Genomic DNA, 22,201 nt, shown 5'->3' on the forward strand with positions numbered 1-22,201 from the left:
GGCGGCATGTATCGACTGACAACCCGCACCCGCGCCGGAACCGTAACCGCGATCACGGTGCCGATCGTCATCGTCGCCGCGCTCGCGCTGCCTGCCGTGGCCTCGCGGGGCGTCATACAGGATCTGTTCTTCATCCTCACCATGCTGACGCTGGCGCAGATATGGAACCTTCTGGCGGGCTATGGCGGCCTGGTCTCGGTGGGTCAGCAGGCCTTCGTCGGCATCGGCGCCTACGCGATGTTCGCCGGCGTGATCCTGCTTGGCTGGAATCCGGTCCTGGCGATCCCACTGGGGGGGCTTGCGGCGCTGGTGCTGGCGGTTCCGACGGCCTTCTTCGCATTCCGTTTGCAGGGCGCCTATTTCGCCATCGGCACCTGGGTGATCGCTGAAGTGACGCGCCTGCTGGTCGCGCAGTGGAAGGCGCTCGGCGGCGGCACCGGCACTTCGCTGCCGCGCGAAGCGACGAGCAGTATTCTGGGCACCGATGCGATCAGGGCGCTGTTCGGCGTCCGCGAGGCCGCGGCACGCGACGTCCTGGCCTACTGGCTGGCTTTGGCGCTGGTCGTGGCTGTGACCGGCGGCATCTATTGGCTGCTGCGCAATCGCCTCGGGCTGGCGCTGGCGGCGGTGCGCGACAATGTCGACGCGGCGCAATCGGTCGGCGTCGATACCGGCCGGCTCAGATGGGCGGTCTTTCTGATCGCCGCGGCCGCCACCGGGCTGACCGGCGCGCTGATCTTTCTGCAGACTGCCCGCATCTCGCCGGGAGCGGCCTTTGCCGTCACCGACTGGACCGCCAACGTCATCTTCATAGTCGTCATCGGCGGCATCGGCACCATTGAGGGGCCGATCCTCGGTGTGCTGGTCTTCTTTGCGCTGCGCTCGGCGCTGGCCGACTACGGCAGCTGGTACTTGATGACGCTCGGCCTCATCGCCGTCGTCGTAATGCTTTTTGCACCAAAGGGGCTGTGGGGCCTGATCGCGTCCCGCAATGGCCTGCACCTGTTTCCGGTCCGCCGCAGGCTGACCGGTCCGAAGATCGAGGGAGGAATTTGATGGCGGATATCGAAACCGACGTGCTGATCGTCGGCACTGGCCCGGCCGGCTCGGCCACCGCCGCGCTGCTGTCCAGCTACGGCGTCGCCAACATGATCGTCAATCGCTATCGCTGGTTGTCGAACACGCCGCGTGCCCACATCACCAACCAGCGCACGATGGAAGTGCTGCGAGACCTTGGGCCGGAGGTAGAGGCCGAGGCCATGATGCACGCCTCCCCGCAGGAGCTGATGGGCGAGAACGTGTTCTGCGAAAGCCTGGCCGGCGAGGAGATCGGCCGCATGAAAAGCTGGGGCGTCCATCCGCTCTCCAAGGCCGAACATCTCCTGTCGTCTCCCTGCTTCATGAACGATCTGCCGCAGACCTTCATGGAGCCGATCCTGTTCAAGTCGGCCTGCGCCCGCGGCACGCAGGCCCGCATGAGCACGGAATATGTCAGCCATGTCCAGGATGCGGACGGCGTGACGACGACCTGCCACGATCGGCTGTCGGGCAAGGATTTCACCGTGCGGTCGAAGTTCCTCGTCGGCGCCGACGGCGGCAACTCGCTGGTGGCCGAGCATCTGGGCCTGCCGCTCGAGGGCAAGATGGGCGTCGGCGGCTCGATGAACATCCTGTTCAGGGCCGATCTCTCGAAATATGTCGCCCACCGGCCGAGCGTCCTCTACTGGGTCATGCAGCCCGGCGCCGACGTCGGCGGCATCGGCATGGGTCTCGTGCGCATGGTGCGGCCGTGGGACGAATGGCTGATCGTCTGGGGCTACGACATCAACCAGCCGCCGCCTGAAGTGACGCCGGAACTGGCCACCAGCGTCGCGCGTCAACTGGTCGGAGATCCCGCGCTCGAGATCGAGCTCCTGGGCGCCAACACCTGGACCGTGAACAACTGCTTCGCCACGCACATGCAGAAGGGGCGGGTGTTCATCATGGGCGATGCCGCGCACCGGCATCCGCCCTCGAACGGGCTCGGCTCGAACACATCGATCCAGGACGGGTTCAACCTCGCCTGGAAGCTTGCCAAGGTCGTCAAGGGGCAGGCGGGGGTCGGGCTTCTGGACAGCTTCTCGGCCGAGCGCGCACCGATCGCGCGCCAGATCGTGACACGGGCGAACCAGTCCATCGCCGAATTCGGACCGATCTTCGAGGCGCTCGGCATGGACGGCGGCGTGGATCACGACAAGATCCACAGGAACATGGAGGCTCGCGCCGATGCGACGCCCGTCGCCGAAGCGCAGCGCGAGGCGCTCCGCAAGGCCATCGCCTTCAAGAAGTACGAGTTCGACGCCCATGGCGTCGAGATGAACCAGCGCTATGCCTCCGGCGCGGTGGTGACCGACGGCCAGGGCGAGCCGCCTTTCGAGAAGGATCGCGAGCTGCATTATGCGCCGACAACGTGGCCCGGTGCGCGCTTGCCGCATGTCTGGGTCTTCGAGCGCTCCGGCAGGAAAGTCTCGACGCTCGATCTTTGCGGGCATGGCGAGTTCACGCTGTTGACCGGCATTGGCGGCGAGGCGTGGGTCGCAGCGGCGGAGACGGTGGGCGCGGAACTCGGTCTGCCGATCCGCAGCCATGTGATCGGCCCGCGTCGCGCGATCGAGGATCATACCGGCGACTGGGCCGGCGCGCGGGAGATCCGCGACAACGGCTGCCTGATCGTTCGTCCCGACCATCATGTTGCCTGGCGTTCCGAAACGCTGGCGGCCGATCCGGCGGCCGAACTGCGCCGGGTCTTCAAATCCGTTCTGGCGCGCTGAGGAGGATCGCATGATCGACGAACACGAATCCGGCTATTTCACCGAAGCGAACTCGGCCGAGGTCGTGGTGGCGCGGAACAGGAACGCCAAGGACGAGCGACTCAAAGAGGTGATGGAGGTCATCACCCGCAAGCTGCACGAGGCGGTGAAGGAGATCGAGCCGACACAGGAGGAATGGTTCGGCGCGATCATGTTCCTGACGCGGACAGGCCAGATCTGCAACGAGTGGCGGCAGGAATACATCCTGCTGTCGGATGTTCTCGGTGTCTCGATGCTGGTCGATGCGATCAACAACCGCAAGCCGTCGGGCGCCTCGGAATCGACGGTGCTGGGACCCTTCCACGTCGCCGACGCCCCCGAACTGCCGATGGGCTCCAACATCTGCCTCGACCAGAAGGGCGAGCCCATGTTCGTGCATGGCCGCATCCTCGATACCGAGGGCAACCCGATCGCAGGCGCCAAGATCGACGTCTGGCAGGCCAATGACGAGGGCTTCTACGACGTGCAGCAGAAGGGCATCCAACCCGACTTCAACCTGCGCGGCGTCTTCCGCACCGGCGCGGACGGGCGCTACTGGTTCCGCGGCGTGAAGCCCAAATACTACCCGATCCCGGACGACGGCCCGGTCGGCAAGCTGCTGGGCGCGCTGGGGCGTCACCCAAATCGTCCGGCGCATCTCCACTACATCGTCGAGGCCGCGGGCTTCGAAGCGCTGACCACGCACATCTTCGACCCGGACGACCCGTACATCGATTCAGATGCCGTCTTCGGCGTGAAGAAGAGCCTGCTCGCCGAATTCCGCAAGGTCGAGGACGCCGAAGCTGCCGCCAGGGTCGAGGTTGCGGCCCCGTTCTACGACGTGGAGTTCGACTTCGTGCTGTCGCACAAGGGAGGAAACTGATGGCCGCACTTGAAAAGATGTTCGATGTCAGAGGCAAGTCGGTGATCGTCACCGGGGGCGCCAGCGGCATCGGGCAGGCCTATGCCGAGATCATGGCCGAGCACGGAGCGAAGGTTTGTATCTTCGACCTGAACCCTGCCGGGCTTGACGCGACCGTGGCCGCGATCAGGGCGGTGGGTGGCGATGTCTGGGGCCAGGTTGTCGATGTCGGCGACCGCGCGGCCATGGCCGCAGCCTTCGACAAGGTCGCCGGGAAGGCAGGCTCGATCGATGTCGTGTTCGCCAATGCCGGGATCGATGCCGGGCCGGGCTTCAACACCCCGACGGGCGAAAGGAACTCCGAGGGCGCCATCGAGAACCTGCCCGACGAGCACTGGGACAAGGTGATCGAGATCAACCTGACCTCGGTCTACACCACGATCAAGCATGCCGTCCGGCACATGAAGCCGAATGGCGGCGGCCAGATCATCGTCACGTCGTCCATTGCATCGCTGATCAACGAGAGCATCGTGGGCACGCCCTACATGCCCGCCAAGGCCGCGGTGAACCATCTCGTTCGCCACATGGCGATGGAGCTTGGCGCCTACAACATCCGCATCAATGCCATCCTGCCCGGACCGTTCATCACCAACATCGCCGGCGGCCGGCTGCGCAATCCGGCGGACCGCAAGGCCTTCGAGGCCCAGTCGCTGCTCGGTCGGATCGGCGACCCGGAAGAGATCAAGGGCCTGGCGCTTTATCTGGCGTCGCCGGCCGCGTCTTACGTCACGGGCTCGCTGATCGTCATCGATGGCGGCTCACTGCTGAGGATGACCTGAAGCCGCTTTGAACTGAGACCGGTCCCGTGGGCCGGAGAAACTTAACCCAGGGAGGAACCGACGATGAGCTACTACAACAGACTGGTGAAATCGGGCTTGCGGCCCAGCCGCCGAAGCGTCCTGAAGGGGATTGGAGCCGGCCTTGCCGCCAGCACGCTTGGCATGCCGGCCTATGTGCGCGCCGCGACGGCGGGAAAGATCAAGCTCGGCTATCTCAGCCCGACGACCGGACCGCTCGCCCTGTTTGGTGAAACGGATGGCTACACCTTGCAGAAGATCCGCGCCCTGCTCGGCGGCCAACTGCAATGCGCCGACGGCAATACCTACGAAATCGAGATTCTTGACCGCGACAGCCAGTCCAATCCGAACAAGGCATCGGAAATCGCCGGCAATCTGATCCTGAACGACGAGGTGCATCTGCTCGTGCCGGCCTCGACCACCGACACGATCCTGCCCGCGGCCGAGCAGGCCGAGCTCTATGAAACGCCCTGCATTTCCTCGGGCGCTCCCTGGCAAGCGGTGATCATGCCGCGCGGCGGCGGCAAGCAGACCTTCGACTGGACCTATCATTTCTTCTGGGGCCTCGACGAGGCGTTGAACACCTTCGTCGGGCTCTGGAACCATCTGGAGACCAACAAGAAGGTCGGGATGCTGTTCCCCCAGAACATCGACGGCGAGACCTGGGGCAACGACGAATATGGCTTGCCAGCGCCGACCCGCAAGGCCGGCTACGAGGTCGTGGTGCCCGGCTATTTCCAGCCCCGCACCAATGATTTTTCCGCACAGATAGCCGAGTTCAAGAAGCAGGGCTGCGAGATCATCGGCGGCATTACCTATCCCGACGATCTGAAGACCTTCGTCACCCAGTGCAACCAGCAGGGCTTCAAGCCGAAGGCGGTCACGGTGGCGGCGGCGCTCTTGTTCCCGGGTGGCGTCGAGGCCATGGGTCCTCTAGGCAACGGCATGTCCTCGGAGGTCTGGTGGACCCCGGCCTTCCCGTTCAAGTCGTCGCTGACCGGCCAGGTCAGCAGCGACATCGCCAGCCAATGGGAAGCCGATACGAAGCGCCAGTGGACGCAGCCGCTGGGCTATTCGCATGCCTTGCTCGAGGTCGCCCTCGACATACTGAAGCGCTCTTCCAATCCGCTCGACCGTGCGGCCAATCGTGACGCTCTGGTCGCTACCGATCTGCAGACGCTGGTCGGTCATATCAAGTTCGACGGCTCGCCCCACAAGAACATCTGCAAGACGCCGATCTTCGGCGGCCAGTGGGTGAAGGGCGAGAAATGGCCTTATGACCTGAAGATCGTCGACAACACTGTCAATCAGCTCTTCGCGCCGCAGCAGGCTATCCAGCCGATCGCCTGGTGACATGAGCGGGAACGCGGGCAGAGTTATGGGTAGGGAAATCCTGCTGAAAGCGCACGGCGTGTCGAAGTCCTTCGGCGCTGTCCGCGTCCTGCATGAGGTGAGCTTCGACGTGCATCGGGGCGAGGTGCTGGGCATCCTCGGCCCGAATGGGGCGGGCAAAACGACGCTGTTCAACATGATCAGCGGCGATTTGAAGACGTCCGGCGGCGAGATCCAGCTCGGCGACACCGCGCTTCGCGGCGAGCCGCCCTTCCGGCGCTGCCAGATGGGGATCGGGCGGACCTATCAGATCCCGCGTCCCTATTCCGGCATGACCACCTTCGAAAACCTGCTGGTCGCCGCCGCTTTCGGGGGCGGCCGGTCCGAGAAGCAGAGCTATGCTTTCTGCGCCCAGGTCCTGCGCGATTGCGAGCTCTCCGACAAGGCCAATGTCTCGGCCGGCGCGCTCACTCTGCTCGATCGCAAGCGGCTGGAGCTGGCGCGCGCGCTGGCGTCGGATCCGAAGCTGCTGCTGTTGGACGAGATCGCGGGCGGGCTGACCGACGATGAATCGAAGGCGCTGGTGGCGCTGGTGCGCCGCATACGCGACCGCGGCATCACCATTGTGTGGATCGAGCATGTGCTGCACGCGCTGCTGGCGGTGGCCGACCGGCTGTTGGTGCTGAACTTCGGCGAGAAGATCGCTGAAGGCGTGCCAGCCGAAGTGATTGCGCTGCCCGAGGTCCAGCGCGTCTACATGGGGATCGAGGCATGACGGCCGTTCTTTCCACCCACGGGCTGTTGGCCCGCTATGGCGATTTCCAGGCGCTCTACGGCGTCGACATCGAGCTGCACCAGGGTGAGGCCGTGGCCTTGATCGGCGCTAACGGGGCAGGAAAATCCACACTCCTGCGTTCGATCATGGGCTTGCTCCCGGTTGCGCGCGAGATGGTGCTGCTGCACGGCGAGGCCGTTGGCGGCACCACCACCGACCGCATGGTGCAGAAGGGTGTCGCCATCGTGCCGGAGGGCCGTCGGCTCTTCACCGGCATGTCGGTCGAGGACAATCTGCGCGTCGCCATCGACCAGGCCGCGCGCATGGGCGCCAAGGGCGGATGGACGCTGCCGCGGTTGCACCTGCTGTTCCCGATCCTAAAGGAGAAGGCCCGCACGCAGGTCCAGAGCCTCTCGGGCGGGCAGCAACAGATGGTGGCGATCGGCCGCGCACTGCTCTGCCAGCCTCGCGTGCTGCTCTGCGACGAGAGCAGCCTTGGTCTTGCGCCGAAGGTGATCCGCGAGATCTATGCCGCCTTGCCCGAAATCCGCGCCACCGGAACGGCGATGATCGTGGTCGAACAGGATGTCGGCCTCGCCCGAACCGCCACGGACCGCCTCTACTGCATGCTGGAGGGGCGCGTGACCCTGACCGGCAGGTCCGCCGAGATCACGCGTGAGCAGATCGGCAAAGCCTATTTTGGAGCAGGCCATGGAGTGGTTTGACGCCTTGGTGCAGGGAGTCCTGCTGGGCGGCATGTATGCCCAGTATGCGCTCGGCATGGCGCTGATGTTCGGCGTCATGCGGATCGTCAACATCAGCCATGGCGATCTGGTGATCCTTTTGTCGCTGATAGGCATTTCGATAGCCACGGCCTGGGGTCTGGGACCGCTGCCTGTGCTGATCTTACTGGTGCCGCTCGCGGTGCTGATGGGCTGGGTGCTGCAGAAGGCCGTGCTGAACCGCGTGGTGGGCAGCGATCCGCTGCCCTCGCTGATCGCCACCTTCGGACTGTCGATCGCGCTGCAGAACCTGATGCTCCAGATATGGTCCGCGAACAGCCGATCGTTGCCCGGCCATGGAATAGAGAGTCAATCCATCGAGATCGGCGGTATCTATGTCGGCCTCCTGCCGCTGATCGTGCTGGCCGTCGCCACGGGGTTGACAGGAGGCCTCGACCTGACTCTGAAGCGCACGCGCTTCGGCCGGGCGCTCCGCGCCGCGTCGGCCGATGTCGAGGCAGCGGCGATGACCGGCATCAATCCGCGCGCCGTCTATGCGATGGCGACAGCGGCAGCGGTCGGCATCCTCGGCTTTGCAGCCGTCTTCCAGGCGTTGCGGTCGACCGTCGCGCCGGCCGACGGACCTGCACAGCTGATCTACGCCTTCGAAGCGGTGATCATCGGCGGCATGGGGACGGTATGGGGCGCCTTCGCCGGCTCGATGGTCCTCGGCATCTCGCAGGCCATCGGCTTCCGCATTGATCCGGGCTTCGGCGTGCTCGCCGGACATATCGTCTTCCTGATCGTGCTGGCGACCCGCCCGCAGGGCCTGTTCGGAAAGGCATTGTCATGAGTGCGATCCCCTATGTGGCAACCGAGGTGCCTGAGGTCCTGGTCCAGCGCCAGACCCGGTCCGGTCGCATCGCGATGACGCTGGCTGTGCTGGCGCTGATCGGTGTCGCCGCCATGCCATGGTGGGCCTCGACCGGCACGATCCGGTCGATTCTGGTGCTGTGCTGCTACATCGCCGTCGCTCAGATGTGGAACCTGCTCGCCGGCTATGCCGGCCTCGTCTCGGTGGGTCAGCATGCCTTCATGGGAGCGGCCGGCTATGCGCTCTTCGTGTTGGCCCAGACTTACGGCATCAATCCGTTTGTGGCGGTCTTCCTTTCGCTGCTGGTGCCGGCCGCGCTGGCCGTGCCGATCTACCTGCTGCTGCATCGCCTGGATGGCCCCTATTTTTCGATCGGCACATGGGTGGTGGCCGAGGTCTTCCGGCTGACCGCCTCGAACCTGCCGCTCGTCAATTCCGGCGCGGGCATGTCGCTTCGCGTGATGAAGGACTATTCGGCCTTCGAGCGGAATGTCGCCATGTCGCTGCTCTGCGCGGGGATGCTGCTCGTCACGCTGGGCGGCAGCTACTGGCTGCTTCGCTCGCGCTTCGGCCTTGCGCTGATCGCCATGCGCGACAATCCGGTCGCGGCCGCAAGCCAGGGCGTGAATGTCGTCAAGCTGCGCTTCCTGATCTACGTCGCGTCGGCGGTCGGCTGCGGTCTTGCCGGGGCGATCTATTTCATGGCGCAGCTCCGCATCACCCCGGGTTCGGCCTTCGATCCGATGTGGGCCAACGTCGCGATCTTCATCGTCATGGTCGGCGGAATCGGCTCCATCGAGGGCGTTCTGATCGGATCCCTGATTTTCTTCATCGCGGACCGCTGGTTCGGCGAATACGGCGCGACTTATTTCGTTGTCCTCGGCCTGATGACGCTTCTGGTCGCGCTCTACGCCCGGACGGGCATCTGGGGCCTGATCTCGAAACGGTGGGATGCACCATGGTTCCCGATCCGACGCAAGCTCGTCGACCCGAACCGCTGACGAGGAGGATTCATGAAAGCCGCCATCTTCGATAGGGTCGGCGTCCCGCTGCGGATCGGCACGGTGCCGGACCCGACGCCGGCACCGGGCGAGGTCGTCTTGCGTGTCGCCGCCTGCGGCATCTGCGGCAGCGATCTGCATATCACCGAGGACCCCGTGCCTTTCGGCATCGAGGCAGGCTTCGTGCTCGGCCATGAATTCTCTGGGGACATCGTCGCGGTCGGATCGGAGGCAACAGGCCTTCGGATCGGTGACCGTGTCGCCGTCGCGCCTATGCGCGGTTGCGGACACTGCGAAGCCTGCGAGCGCGGCGATCCGGCGCGCTGTCGCGAGATGGAGCTGATCGGCGGCGGCTATGCGCAATACGCGACCGTGGCCGCACGCCAGTGTCATATCCTGCCCGGCGATGTGGCGCTCGAGGATGGTGCGTTGGCCGAGCCACTGTCGGTCGCTCTGCATTGCATCGTCCGCTCGGGCATGAAGCCGGGGGATCGGGTCGCCATCCTGGGCGCTGGGCCGATCGGACTGCTCGTCGCCTTCTGGGCGCGGCGGATGGGGGCGTCGCGTGTCGTGGTGGCCGACATCCACGGCCATCAGCGCGAGCGTGCGCTTGCTCTCGGCGCGACCGGCTTCGCGCTTTCGGGCGAAAAGCTGACCGAAAACCTCGCCGATCTCTGTGGCGGAGCGCCAGACATTGTCTTCGAATGCGTCGGCAAGCGCGGCCTCATCGGCGCGGCGGTCGAAGCGGTGCGGCTGCAGGGCACGGTGGTTGGCGTCGGCTTGTGTATCGGCGGCGACGAATGGGATCCGTTCATTGCGCTGACCAAGGAAGTGAACCTGCTGTTCTCGGTCTTCTTCCATCAGCACAACGAATTCGGCGTCGCCCTCGATGCGCTGCGCGGCGGACCTTTCGCACCGCAAGCTCTGGTCACCGACCGGATCGACCTCTCGCCAGTTCCGCAGATATTCGAGAGCCTTCGCCGCCGCACCACGCAATGCAAAGTGCTGATCCAGCCGGACCTTGTTTGAGGCCGCACCTGTTTGAGGAGAGTGAAAATGGCCGTTCAATTCGAAACCCTCGAATACGATATCGGCGGCACGGAAACGGTGGTGAAGGCCATCGGTAGAGGCAAGCCCGTGCTGTTCCTGCACGGCGCCTCGACGCTTGAAGGCTTCGACTTCGCGGAGGGCCTCGCCGACCGCTTCCGCGTGCTCTGCCCGAGCCATCCGGGCTTCGGCTTTTCTGGCCCGGCGCCGCATGTCGCTGCGATGTCCGACATGGTTCTGCACTACCTGAACCTGCTCGATGTTCTGAACCTGCCGGAGAAGCCTCATCTCATCGGCTTTTCCATGGGCGGCTGGATGGCGACCGAGCTCGCCGGCCTTGCGCGGGAGCGTTTCGACAAGGTGGTGCTGATCGCGCCGGCAGGGCTCAACGACCCCGCGCATCCGGCCACCGATCTGGGCGCGGTCGCGCCGCAGGAGCTGCCGGCCTATCTGGCGCACGACGTCTCGGTGGCGCTGCGCTATTTCCCGGATGGTTCCAACCCCTCCTTTGCGGAGGCTTTCGGCGCCGATCGCGCCCGCGAAGGCGAGACGCTCGGCCGGCTACTGATGCCATTCGGCATGGGCCATCCGAACCTGCGGCGCTTCCTGGCGCGCATCACCAACCCGACGCTGGTCGTCTGGGGCACCAAGGACCGTCTGCTGCCGGCGAGCCAGGCGCCGCTCTTCGTCGAGGCGCTGCCCGATGCACGGCTGATCCTGGTCGAGGATGCCGGTCATTTCGTCATGCAGGAAAAATCCGAAACGCTCAGGAAGATCGGCGACTTCCTCGCCGGCTGACCGCATTTGAAAAAGGAGGAGAAGACAATGAACAAACCCATCAAGCATGGCTCGTGGGGGACGACCACCGACTATCGCGACCTGCTGACGAAGATCGCGGAGATCGGGCCGGCCCTGGAAGCCAACGCCATCGCCGACGAGGAGAGCGGCGAACTGACTTCGGCCACGTTCGAGCTGCTGAAGCCGTTGCGCATGTCGCATATCTTCGCCGCGGAGAGCCTCGGCGGCGCGCAGTTGCGACCCACCCATGGTCTCGAACTGCTGGAGACGATCACCTGGTATTCGGGAGCGGCTGGCTGGGTTTCCATGGTGCATTGCTGCATCGGTGCGATGTCGGCGGCCTTTCTGCCGGACAGCGCGGTCGAGCGGCTTTTCGCGCCGGGCACCGACAACCGTTTCTCGGGGCAGGGCGCGCCGCTTGGCATGCTGAAGAAGGTCGACGGCGGCTACCGGCTGAACGGCAAGTGGAGCTATGGCAGCGGGTTCAGCCACGCCACCTATAGCCACAGTGCCGCCTTCGTCGATGACGGCACCGGCAAGCCCGCGAAGGACGACAAGGGCAATGTGATTATCATGTGCGCCCATGCGCCGATCTCGCAGCACAAGCAGCTCGGCAATTGGGACGTTCTGGGCCTCGGCGGCACCGGCAGCATCGACTATGCGGCCGAGGATGTCTTCATCGCCGACGATCTCGTCTTCCCGATCCTGACCGCACCGCCGCTGCGCCAAAAGGAGTTCTTCAGTCTCGGTGTCGTCGGCCTCGCCGCAATCGGGCATACCGGTTGGGCTCTCGGTACTGGGCGGCGGATGCTGGACGAGATCGCCAAGTTCGCCCGCAGCAAATCGGGTCGCGCCGGCCTGATCGGCGAGAGCGAGAAGTTCTGGCACGATTATGGCCGCGCCGAAGCCCGCTATCGCGCTGCCCGCGCCTTTGTCTTCGAAACCTGGCGCGACATCGAGGCGACGGTCGAAGCCGGCAACAGCGTATCGACGCGGCAGATCAGCCTTGTCCATCTGGCCAAATCCGAGATTCACGAGGTTGGCGTCGATATCTGCAACTTCGCCTACCGCGCGGGCGGCGGCGCGTCGCTGCGCGCCGGCGTGATCCAGCGCACCTTCCGCGAGATGATGGTGGCTGCCAATCATTTCACGATCGCGCCGTCGATCGTCACCTCGGCTGGTCGCGACATCGGCGGGCTGTGGAGCGATCGCACCTGGCAGTTCTACGACCTGATCGAGAAGAAGTAGTCGCAAGGGCCGGACGGCGGACGCCGTCCGGCCCTTATGCACGCTGCAGAAGAGAGACGTCGATGAGCTTCCCGCATCCAATGACCAACGCCTTCCGCGAAGCCTTTCGCCACCATCCGGCCGGTGTTGCCGTGATCACGGCCGATCCCGGCGACAGACCGGTGGCGATGACCGTATCCTCGCTGATCTCGGTAAGTGCCGCGCCGCCGGTCGTCGCCTTCTCGCTCTCGATGAAATCGACTTCGTCCGAGCCCTTGCTGCGGGCCGAGACCATGGTGATCCACCTGCTGCGCTTCACTGATATCGACCTAGCGCAGCTCTGCGCGTCGAGCGGCGCGGAACGCTTCCCTCCGGGAGGCGCCTGGGCGCGGCTGCCCACCGGCGAACCGCGCTATACCGGCGTTTCGACCTGGTTCCGCGCCCGTCGGCTCGGCGTTCTGCCGATCGAGGGCGCGACGCTTGTCGCGGCCGAACTCCTTGACGGCGAGGTGCTGCCGGACGAGGTCCCTCCGGAGGCGCATTCGCTGGTTTATCTCGACCGTCGCTGGCATCGCCTGCACAAGGAACTGGACGGGGTGGCTGAGCTTCTTGAGTCGTCGCGTTTTCTTTGAACGGCGCCGAAGCGGCGCGGGTTATCAGGTCGTTGCGCAGGAACTCGCAAAGCCAGTCGAAGCGCGTTCGTCAATCTACCGTGCTCTCTGGCTCCCAGCGCGGGGTTGAAGGCTATCCGGCCAGTTGGGCACTAGCCGGAACTTCGTCCGCATCGGATGCGGTACGAGGGGATGGCAATTTTCGTCGCAGATAAAGTCAGACATATCCGCAAAATATCTCACGTATTGACGTTAACTTAACATGCTAGTATGGTCTTTTTACCGCGTCGGATGCGTCGCTTTTGTATCACCGTTGCTCGTTGATCGTCGTCATGTCTGTCATCCTTATCCCAACCTGCAGGGTTGCCTTGCAGCGCCCTTCACCAGTTGCTGAAAGCGGCGGCGCCCATGCCCAGTCTGCTCGGAATCGATAACGGTCTCACGGTCACCAAGGCGGTGATCTTCGATGCTGATGGCACGCAGTTGTCGGTGGCGCGCCGGCGCGTCCCGCAGTCGATGCCCCATGCGCGCTGGGTGGAGCGCGACATGGCTGGCCTCTGGCAAGCGACCGCCGACGCGATCAAGGAGGCGATCGCGCTGTCCGGCCGCCCGGCAGGCGACATCAGGGCGGTGGCGGCGACCGCGCATGGCGACGGTCTTTATCTGCTCGACAAGGATCGTCGGCCGCTAGGCCCCGGAATCCTGTCGCTCGACAGCCGCGCCGGCGAGATTGTCGAACGATGGTCGGCGGATAGGGTCTTCGAAGACGCCTTGGCGCGCACGGGCCAGGCGCCGCACGTGTCTGCGCCGTCGGCGCTGCTGGCCTGGATCAGGAAGAACGAACCCGACCGCTATGGGCGCATCGGGCATATACTGGCCTGCAAGGATTGGCTGCGCTTTTGCCTGACCGGCACGATCGGCACCGACCGTACCGAGGCCAGCACCTCATTCACGGATTTCCGCACGCAGGATTACGCGCTGGAAGCGATGCGCATCTTCGAACTGGACGATCTTTTCGACGCGCTGCCGCCGATGGCGCATTCGGCCGAGATCGCCGGCCACGTTACCGCCGAGGCCGCCGATATGACCGGCCTTGCCAAGGGGACACCGGTGGCGAGCGGCCTGCATGACGTAACTGCCTCCGCACTTGGCATGGGCGGCCATGAGGAGGATGTGCTTGCCATTGTCGCCGGGACCTATTCCATCAACGAAGTGGTCTCTTCGCAACCGCGCGTCGACCCGCGTTGGCTCTGTCGCAACGCCATCGACGCCGGCCGCTGGAACAACATGGCGATCTCGCCGGCCTCGACCGCGAACTACGATTGGTTTCTCGACACGTTCTGCCGCTCGGAACAGGAGAGGGCATCGGTCGGTGGTGGCTCGATCCACGAGGTTTTGGCAACAGAGATCGACGAGGCGCTTAAAAAGCGGTCGACCATCCTGTTTCATCCCTATCTGTTCGGCTCCCCCTTTGGCGATGTCGCCAGCGGCAGCTTTGTCGGCCTTCATGGCTGGCACAATCGTGGCGATATGCTCAAGGCGGTTCTGGAGGGCATTGCTTTCAATCATCGTACCCATGTCGAAGCCTTGCGCGACGGCTTTGCCATCAGCGAAATCCGCCTGACCGGCGGCGGCTCGCGCAATCCGGCCTTCGTCCAGATGTTTGCCGATGTGTTGAACGCCCCGGTCATCGTTACCTCGACCGACGAGGCCGCGGCGTTTGGCGCTGCGCTTTGCGCGGGTGCGGCGGTTGGCATCTTCGCGACGCCGCAAGAAGGCGCCAGGCAAGTCGGCATGACCGCGCGCCAATACGAGCCAGTGCCGGCCTCGAGTGCTGTGTTCAACGAGCGCTTTTCCCTCTATGGCCGCATAGCCGGTGCGCTCGAACCGCATTGGCCTGACATCGAGAAACTGGCGCGGCCAGACACCGGGGGAAGCGCATGATCAAGGCCGACGAACGACGCGAAGAGATCGCCGATTATGTGATCAAGCTCGGCCAGGTACGCATCGACGATCTGGTCGAGCATTTCGGCGTGTCGCGCATGACCATCCACCGGCACATCGACCGGCTGGCGCAGCAGGGCGTGTTGCGCAAGCTGCACGGTGCGGTCACGGTTCAGCCTTCCGGTCTCTACGAAAGCGCCTTCCGCTACCGGGTGACGGTCAACCGGGCCGAAAAGGATGCTCTGGCGCGGACAGCACTCGATTATATCGAAGCTGGCCAGGTGGTGATGCTGGACGATTCGTCAACGGCAAATGCGGTCGCTACGCTCCTGCTCGACGTCAAGCCGCTGACCGTCATCACCAACTCAGTGGCGACGGCTGCACTGCTGACCCATGTCGACGAACTCGACTTCATCTGTCTCGGCGGCCAGTACCACAACACCTACAACGCCTATATCGGCATCGTCTGCGAGAACGCGGTGGCACAGCTTCGCGCCAATGTGCTGATCTGTTCGGCTTCGGCCATCACCGGAACCACCGCCTTCATCCAGGATCCCAATGTCGTGCGGGTCAAGCAGGCGATGATGGCCGCATCGGTCAAGCGTATCCTTCTGATCGACCATGCCAAGTTCGACAGGATCGCGCTGCATGTCTTCGATGATCTGACCAGCTTCGATGTCGTGCTGGCGACCGAAGGCCTGGGCGATGCGCGGGCGCAAGCCCTCGAACGGGCCGGCGTGAAGCTGCGCATCGTCAAGACGAAAGCGCCATGAGCTCGAGCGAAGCGATACGTACGGAAAATCCAGCCGGGCGTCTGGCCGCCATGGCCGGAGCCGGGGAGGCCGACGTCGTCATTCTTGGCGCCGGCATCAACGGGGCAGGGCTGTTTCGCGATCTGTGCGCGCAAGGCGTCAGCTGCCTGATCGTCGACAAGGCGGATTTCGGCTCCGGCACGAGTGCTGCGCCATCGCGGCTCATTCATGGCGGTCTGAAATATCTCGAAACCGGCGAGTTCAGGCTGGTGGCGCAGTCGACGCTCGAACGCAATTTGCTTTTGAAGAACGCGCCGCACTATGTCAGCCCGCTGCCAACGGTCATCCCGATCTTCTCCTGGAGCAAGGGCATGCTGGCGGCGCTGCGGACGCTGTTCGGCTCGACCAGCGCGCCGCGCAGCCGTGGCGCCGTCCTGATCAAGATCGGCCTGATGATCTATGATTTCTATGGCTCGCGAAACCAGGTCATGCCGCGTCACCGCATGGTCGGGCGGCGCCAGGCGCTCAGTGAGATGCCGGCGCTCGCCCCCTCGATCGTCGCCACCGGCACCTATTACGACGCCAAGATAAGCCACCCCGAGAGGCTCGTGCTCGAACTGATCCTCGATGGGCTGCAGGCAAACGCGGCCTCGGCCAGCGCGAACTACACGGCGCTGGCGAAGTCCGCCGATGGCGTGCTGACCTTCCAGCCGGAAAACGGCGCGGCCTTTTCGGTGCGGCCGAAGCTGGTGGTCAATGCCGCCGGTCCATGGATCGACGATGTCAACGATTCGCTAGGCGCGCCGTCGAAGATGATCGGCGGCACCAAGGGCTCGCACATCCTGTTGAAGCACGACGAGATGGTCAAAAGCCTGGCCGGACGCATGCTCTATTTCGAGGCCGATGACGGCCGCATCTGCCTTGTCTACGACTATCTCGGCCTAGCGCTGGTCGGCTCCACCGACATCAAGGCCGACAACCCCGACGCGGTGCGCTGCGAACCTGACGAAGTCGAGTACCTGCTCGACAGCGTACGGACGCTGCTGCCGGGGATGGCGTTCGAGCGCGACCAGATCGTCTATGCCTATAGCGGCATCCGGCCGCTGCCGGCCTCGGATGCATCGGTGCCCGGCTTGATCAGCCGTGACCACTCGGCGCCCGTCGCCGAGCCGGATCGGAACAGACCTTTCGCAGTCATCTCGCTGATCGGCGGCAAGTGGACGACCTTTCGCGGCTTCGCCGAGGAAGTCGCCGACACCGTGCTCGGCCGCCTGCAGCGCAGCCGCAAGGTGACGACGCAGACCATGCCGATCGGCGGCGGCAGGGATTTCCCGGCTGATGCTGCATCGCGAGCAAGTTGGCTGGCTCTGGCTCACTCGGAGACGGGCGCTGGAGAACGGCGTCTCGAGGCGCTGCTGTCGCGATATGGCACCAGAGCCACGCAGATCGCCACACATGAGCCGGATGATGAGGGCCGACTGCCGGATTCAGAAAGCTACAGCCGATCGGAAATTGACTACATCGTCCGCACCGAGTTCGTCGAACATCTGGCCGATATCGTCATGCGCCGCAGCACCCTGGCGATATCAGGGTCACTGACGGGCCGGGATCTGCAGGAGATTGCGACGATTGCCGGACGGGCGCTGGGCTGGAGCGCCGGGCGCCTCGCAGAGGAAGTCGAGGCCGCCGCCCTGGAACTCGAGGACCGGAACCTGATGCGGCTGGGCTGATCATTCCGTCGCCGATGCTCTTTCCCCAAGGCAATCCAGTCGGTTTGCCTAAGGATGCGTCGCATCCCCAATCGCTCAACTCACAGGTGGATTGGGATTTTGCCGATGTCAGATATTATTCTGGAGAAACAGCTAGTTAGCAAAAAATTTGATAGCCGATGGCTGTGCAATTCTACTGGCTCAGGCACGAAATAACACAGATTGACGTTAAATTAACATAGCCGTATGATCGACTAACATGCTCACCTCCTAATGGGTCGATGTTGCCCGCCGAAATGCCGGCAGACCGGCGTTTCGGGAAGGGCGAGACCTGTGAATTCCCCATATGTGCATGCGCCAAATCCGGCGAGGGATTGACAGCGATGCAGGGATGTGAAAATTTTTGCACACAAAGATAATAATATCATCTCAGGGAGGAGATGTCTTGAAATCCGGCGGAGCCGCTAACCGCGATCATGAGTCCAGCCTCGCCACCCGCGCGGCCTGGCTTCACTATGCCGGGGGTCTGACGCAGGCCCAGGTGGCCAAGCGGCTCGGCCTGACCAGCCTCAAGGCGCATCGGCTCATCACCCGGGCCACCCAGGATGGCCTTGTCAGGGTGATCATCGACGGCGATGTCGGCGAATGCATCGACCTCGAGCAGCAGCTGATCAATGCTTACGGGCTCGATTACTGCGAGGTCGTTCCCGATCTCGATCAGGACGAGCTGCCGCTGAAGGCGCTTGGCATCGCCGGCGCTCAGTTTCTGAAGCGGGAGATCGATCGCGGCGAGGACATGCTGATCGGCGTCGGCCATGGCCGTACCCTTGCCGCAAGCGTCGAGTATCTGACGCGCACCGCCGCTGCCCATATCCGTTTCGTCTCGCTGCTTGGCGGCGTGACGCGCAAATTCGCGGCCAACCCGCACGATGTCATGCATCGGCTGGCCGAGCGGACCGGCGCGCAGGCTTATGTGATGCCGGTGCCTTTCGTCGCCAACACCGCCGAGGACCGTGAAGTGCTGCTTGGTCAGCGCGGCATTAGCGATGTCTTCGACCTCGCAAGCCGGTCCGACCTGATGTTCGTCGGCATAGGGACCGCCGAGCGGGAAGCTTCGTTGGTCGCTACCGGCATGATCGAACATTCCGAAATCGATGAGGTGAAACGCGATGGCGGCGTCGGCGAGCTGCTCGCCCACTTCTTCGACGACAAGGGGCGCCCGGTGGAAACGGCGCTGTCGGACAGAATTCTCGCGCTTCCGCGGGACCAGTTGAAGGGCCGCCGGATCGTCGCCGTCGCCGGCGGCAAGATCAAAGTGCGTGCCATCAAAGCGGTGCTCGAAAGCCGCTATCTGAGCGGCCTGATCACCGACGAGTCCACCGCTCGTGCCCTTGTCGAACAGAACAAACCCAATGGCGCGAAGCGCCATGTGAACGGAGGATCGTCAAATGCGTGACAAGCGCGGATCAGCCTTGCTGGCGGTTGCGTCATGAGCGCGAAAGCCGCCACCGCATCGACCAGGCCGGCTTCGCCCGCCCTGCGTCGGGCACTTGCCGGCGCCGCGGTTGTCGTCCTGCTCGGCGCCATGGCGCTCGACACCAAGGTGGTCAGGATCGGCTCTGCCGGCGATGTCCGCAGCGCCGTGTTTTCCGCCGCTGACTACGGCAAGTCGGAGTTTCCCAAGGTGCAGGCCGATGTCGAGGCACGCGCCGCCGACGCGGTGACGGTGGCTGCTGCTATCGCCAAGGACAGGGCGACGGCGGAAAAGGAATATGGCGTGCCGGCGGGCGTCGGACCGGTCATCTCGGTCAAGTTCACCGGTGTCGTCGGCGAAGGAAAATCCGGCATCTACAAGGTCGCCGTCGAAGGCGTGCCGGACACGCTGATGATCCGGGTGCAAACGGGACCGGCGATCAACGGCACCGAGCTTCGCGACGCCACCGGCAAGATCACATTCGGCCAGTTCACCAACCAGATCGAATACCAGGACGCCGGTTCGGCGCTGAACAACGAGATGAAGAAGGAAGTCCTGGCCAAGGTCGACACCAGCACCTTGACCGGCAAGACCGTATCGGTGGTCGGCGCATTCAAGCTGGTCAACCCGAAGAGCTGGCTGGTCACTCCGGTGAGGCTGGAGGTCAAATGAGCGCGGCTGCAGACACCGGACCCGCGACCGGCGACGCCGTGCTTTCGGCGCGCAACATCGTCATGTCGTATGGCGGCGTTCATGCGCTCAAGGGCGTCAATTTCGACATCCATCGCGGCAAGGTCACGACGCTGTTCGGCGAGAACGGCGCCGGCAAGTCGACGCTGATGAAGATCCTGTCCGGCGTCGTCACGCCGACATCCGGCGACATCGTGCTCGACGGCAATCTCGTCAGCTTTTCCTCATCCTCGGACGCGCGCGATCGCGGCATCTCGATCATCCACCAGGAACTCAGCCTGGCGCCGAACCTCAGCGTTCGCGACAACATCTTCATGGGCCGCGAACTGCGCACCAGAACCGGCCTCGACTTCGCCGAAGAATCGCGCCAGGCGCGCGCGCTGATGGCCGATCTCGAAGAGGACATCGACCCGATGACTCTCGTCGAGGATCTGCGCCTGGGTCAACAGCAGATCGTCGAGATCGCGCGGGCGCTGTCGGTCGATTCACGCATCCTCATCATGGACGAGCCGACCTCCGCGCTCAGTGCAACCGAGGTCGAGGTGCTGTTCAAGGTGATCCGCGATCTGACCAGCCGCGGCGTCTCCATCGTCTACATTTCACATCACCTCGAAGAGGCGCTGCAGATCACCGACTACGCCGTTGTCCTGCGCGACGGCGCCATAACGGCGACGGCCGAGGCCAGGGACATCGACCTCGAGTGGATCGTGCGCAACATGGTCGGTGAGAACTTCGATCTCGGCTCGCCGCCGACCGGCCATGCGTTCGGTGAGGTCGCCCTTTCGATCGAGGATGTCAGCGTCGTTGACACTTCGGGCTCAGGTTATTCCGTCGTCGATCACTTGTCGCTGGACGTCAGGGCCGGCGAGATCGTCTGCATCTACGGGCTGATGGGCGCCGGGCGCACGGAGTTGCTGGAGGCCGTCGCTGGACGGGTGCCGATGGCGGGCGGCCGCGCGCTGCTGGAAGGCGAGGACGTCTCGGGGTTGAGCATTGCCCAGCGCATCTCCAGAGGGCTTGTGCTGGTCCCCGAGGACCGCCAGCGCGACGGGCTGGTGCAAACCATGACCGTCGGCCGCAATCTTTCGCTTGCCAGCATCGAGGCGTTCGCCAAGGGACTGTTTCTGTCCCGTTCCAGGGAGCGAGAGCTGGTCGAAGACTCGATCCGCAAGGTGACCGTCAAGACCGCTGGTGGCAACGCCATGATCGGATCGCTGTCTGGCGGTAATCAGCAGAAGGTCGTCATCGGCAAGATGCTGACGACCAACCCCAAGGTCATCCTCCTCGACGAGCCGAGCCGCGGCATCGATGTTGGCGCCAAGGCCGAGGTCTTCCGCTTGTTGAGCGAACGCGCCGCTCAAGGGCTTGCGGTCGTCTTCTCGACCTCTGAGGTCAACGAATGCCTCAGCATTGCCCACCGCATCGTCGTCATGCGGCGTGGCAGGATTTCAGCTGAATTCGGCGCCAACGCCACCAAAGAGCAGATCATGGCCGCCTCCGGCGAAGCCGTGGTCGCCTGATCATCAGAATTTCGGAGCCCAGACCCATGACCGACGTCAGCCAGGCCAGAAAACAGTCCAGTCCAAGCGCGAGCGAAGGCTTCGATCTCGCCAAGTTGCTGCTCGAGGGCCGCGCCTTCTTTGCCCTGATCGTCATCATCGTCGTCTTCTCGATCCTGTCGCCCTACTACCTCTCGGTGGCGAACTTCCTGACCATGGCTTCGCATGTCGCCATCTTCGGAATCCTCGCGATCGGCATGCTGCTCGTCATCCTCAATGGCGGCATCGATCTGTCGGTGGGGTCGACGCTGGGTTTGGCCGGCGTCGTTGCCGGATTCCTGATGCAAGGGGTGACGCTGACCTGGCTGGGCGTCGTTCTCTATCCGCCGGTGTGGGTGGTCGCGGTGCTGGCCTGCATGCTGGGCGCGGTCGTCGGGCTGATCAACGGCGTGCTCATTGCGCGCTTCAAGGTTCCGGCGTTCGTCGCCACGCTCGGCGTCATGTACATGGCGCGCGGCCTGGCGCTGCTGATGACCAGCGGCCTGACCTACAACAATCTCGGCGGCAAGCCAGAGCTTGGAAACACCGGCTTCGATGCGCTTGGCTTCAACCGCTTGTTCGGCGTGCCGACGGGCGTCGTGGTTCTCGTGGTCATCGCGCTCATCGGCAGCATCGTCTTGAACCGCACCGCTTTCGGGCGCTGGCTCTACGCCTCGGGCGGCAACGAGCGCGCGGCCGAACTCTCCGGCGTTCCGGTCAAGACCGTGCAGATTTCCGTCTATGTGCTGTCGGGTATCTGTGCCGCTATTGCCGGCCTGATCCTGTCCTCGCAGCTGACGTCGGCTGGACCGACCGCCGGCACCACCTACGAACTGACGGCCATCGCGGCCGTCGTCATCGGCGGCGCGGCACTGACCGGCGGTCGCGGCAACATCCGCGGAACCCTGCTCGGGGCCTTCGTCATCGGCTTCCTGTCCGACGGTCTGGTGATCATCGGCATTTCATCCTACTGGCAGACAGTGTTCACGGGCGCGGTCATCGTGCTCGCCGTGCTCCTCAATGCCGTTCAGTATCGCCGCCGTAGCAAGCTCCCAAGCGCGTCAGGTGGCCAACCGACTTCTCAGAAACGGGGGAAGGCCGAACCGGCCAATCCTGCCCAAGGGAAGACTGCCAGGTGAACTGGCAGCAACACCGCGTAA

General features: G+C 64.2%; 20 protein-coding genes. All 20 read left to right on the plus strand.

The features are described from left to right. Positions 1–6 precede the first annotated feature (6 nt). Positions 7–1,056 (plus strand): branched-chain amino acid ABC transporter permease, encoded by a 1,050-nt coding sequence (locus NKJ67_RS13710; protein WP_352581659.1) that lies wholly within the window; start codon positions 7–9, stop codon positions 1,054–1,056. Further along, positions 1,056–2,810, plus strand: a complete 1,755-nt coding sequence (locus tag NKJ67_RS13715; RefSeq protein WP_352581660.1) for an FAD-dependent oxidoreductase — start codon at positions 1,056–1,058, stop codon at positions 2,808–2,810. The genes NKJ67_RS13710 and NKJ67_RS13715 overlap by 1 nt, the downstream gene beginning before the upstream one ends. A gap of 10 nt (positions 2,811–2,820) precedes the next feature. After that, positions 2,821–3,711, plus strand: a complete 891-nt coding sequence (locus NKJ67_RS13720; RefSeq protein WP_352581661.1) for an intradiol ring-cleavage dioxygenase — start codon at positions 2,821–2,823, stop codon at positions 3,709–3,711. Then, entirely contained in the window at positions 3,711–4,529 is an 819-nt protein-coding gene (locus NKJ67_RS13725) for an SDR family NAD(P)-dependent oxidoreductase (protein WP_352581662.1), read from the plus strand. The genes NKJ67_RS13720 and NKJ67_RS13725 overlap by 1 nt, the downstream gene beginning before the upstream one ends. A gap of 63 nt (positions 4,530–4,592) precedes the next feature. Continuing rightward, positions 4,593–5,900, plus strand: a complete 1,308-nt coding sequence (locus NKJ67_RS13730) for an ABC transporter substrate-binding protein (RefSeq protein ID WP_127266430.1) — start codon at positions 4,593–4,595, stop codon at positions 5,898–5,900. 25 nt (positions 5,901–5,925) lie between these two features. Then, a complete protein-coding gene (locus NKJ67_RS13735; protein ID WP_127266429.1) occupies positions 5,926–6,654 on the plus strand; it encodes an ABC transporter ATP-binding protein in 729 nt (242 codons plus the stop codon). Beyond that, on the plus strand, positions 6,651–7,379 hold the full coding sequence (locus NKJ67_RS13740) for an ABC transporter ATP-binding protein (protein ID WP_352581663.1): 729 nt from the start codon (positions 6,651–6,653) through the stop codon (positions 7,377–7,379). Before NKJ67_RS13735 ends, NKJ67_RS13740 begins: the two co-directional genes overlap by 4 nt. After that, complete coding sequence (locus tag NKJ67_RS13745) at positions 7,366–8,229, plus strand: branched-chain amino acid ABC transporter permease (protein ID WP_127266427.1); 864 nt, start codon at positions 7,366–7,368, stop codon at positions 8,227–8,229. The genes NKJ67_RS13740 and NKJ67_RS13745 overlap by 14 nt, the downstream gene beginning before the upstream one ends. Next, the gene (locus tag NKJ67_RS13750; RefSeq protein ID WP_127266426.1) at positions 8,226–9,251 is read left to right on the plus strand and encodes a branched-chain amino acid ABC transporter permease; all 1,026 of its coding nucleotides are present in this window, start codon (positions 8,226–8,228) and stop codon (positions 9,249–9,251) included. Before NKJ67_RS13745 ends, NKJ67_RS13750 begins: the two co-directional genes overlap by 4 nt. Before the next feature lie 12 nt (positions 9,252–9,263). Then, complete coding sequence (locus NKJ67_RS13755; RefSeq protein ID WP_127266425.1) at positions 9,264–10,280, plus strand: zinc-dependent alcohol dehydrogenase; 1,017 nt, start codon at positions 9,264–9,266, stop codon at positions 10,278–10,280. 27 nt (positions 10,281–10,307) lie between these two features. After that, positions 10,308–11,096, plus strand: a complete 789-nt coding sequence (locus NKJ67_RS13760) for an alpha/beta fold hydrolase (protein WP_352581664.1) — start codon at positions 10,308–10,310, stop codon at positions 11,094–11,096. Between the two features lie 27 nt (positions 11,097–11,123). Next, positions 11,124–12,344, plus strand: coding sequence for an acyl-CoA dehydrogenase family protein (locus tag NKJ67_RS13765; protein WP_352581665.1), 1,221 nt, complete (start codon positions 11,124–11,126; stop codon positions 12,342–12,344). A 62-nt stretch (positions 12,345–12,406) separates the two neighbouring features. After that, the gene (locus NKJ67_RS13770) at positions 12,407–12,955 is read left to right on the plus strand and encodes a flavin reductase family protein (RefSeq protein ID WP_127319879.1); all 549 of its coding nucleotides are present in this window, start codon (positions 12,407–12,409) and stop codon (positions 12,953–12,955) included. 387 nt (positions 12,956–13,342) lie between these two features. Continuing rightward, positions 13,343–14,878 (plus strand): FGGY-family carbohydrate kinase, encoded by a 1,536-nt coding sequence (locus NKJ67_RS13775; RefSeq protein WP_352581666.1) that lies wholly within the window; start codon positions 13,343–13,345, stop codon positions 14,876–14,878. After that, positions 14,875–15,651, plus strand: a complete 777-nt coding sequence (locus NKJ67_RS13780; protein ID WP_127269804.1) for a DeoR/GlpR family DNA-binding transcription regulator — start codon at positions 14,875–14,877, stop codon at positions 15,649–15,651. Before NKJ67_RS13775 ends, NKJ67_RS13780 begins: the two co-directional genes overlap by 4 nt. Continuing rightward, the gene (locus NKJ67_RS13785) at positions 15,648–17,360 is read left to right on the plus strand and encodes a glycerol-3-phosphate dehydrogenase/oxidase (protein WP_502905209.1); all 1,713 of its coding nucleotides are present in this window, start codon (positions 15,648–15,650) and stop codon (positions 17,358–17,360) included. The genes NKJ67_RS13780 and NKJ67_RS13785 overlap by 4 nt, the downstream gene beginning before the upstream one ends. Before the next feature lie 424 nt (positions 17,361–17,784). Beyond that, entirely contained in the window at positions 17,785–18,795 is a 1,011-nt protein-coding gene (locus tag NKJ67_RS13790; RefSeq protein ID WP_128287373.1) for a sugar-binding transcriptional regulator, read from the plus strand. Between the two features lie 33 nt (positions 18,796–18,828). Continuing rightward, entirely contained in the window at positions 18,829–19,485 is a 657-nt protein-coding gene (locus NKJ67_RS13795) for a DUF2291 domain-containing protein (RefSeq protein WP_127269798.1), read from the plus strand. Beyond that, on the plus strand, positions 19,482–21,023 hold the full coding sequence (locus NKJ67_RS13800) for a sugar ABC transporter ATP-binding protein (RefSeq protein WP_127318214.1): 1,542 nt from the start codon (positions 19,482–19,484) through the stop codon (positions 21,021–21,023). The genes NKJ67_RS13795 and NKJ67_RS13800 overlap by 4 nt, the downstream gene beginning before the upstream one ends. Positions 21,024–21,049: 26 nt before the next feature. Continuing rightward, positions 21,050–22,180, plus strand: a complete 1,131-nt coding sequence (locus NKJ67_RS13805) for an ABC transporter permease (RefSeq protein WP_352581667.1) — start codon at positions 21,050–21,052, stop codon at positions 22,178–22,180. Positions 22,181–22,201: the final 21 nt, after the last annotated feature.

Origin of the sequence: Mesorhizobium sp. M0088, from assembly GCF_040322895.1 — a bacterium.
In the GTDB taxonomy this organism is placed as follows: Bacteria; Pseudomonadota; Alphaproteobacteria; order Rhizobiales; family Rhizobiaceae; genus Mesorhizobium.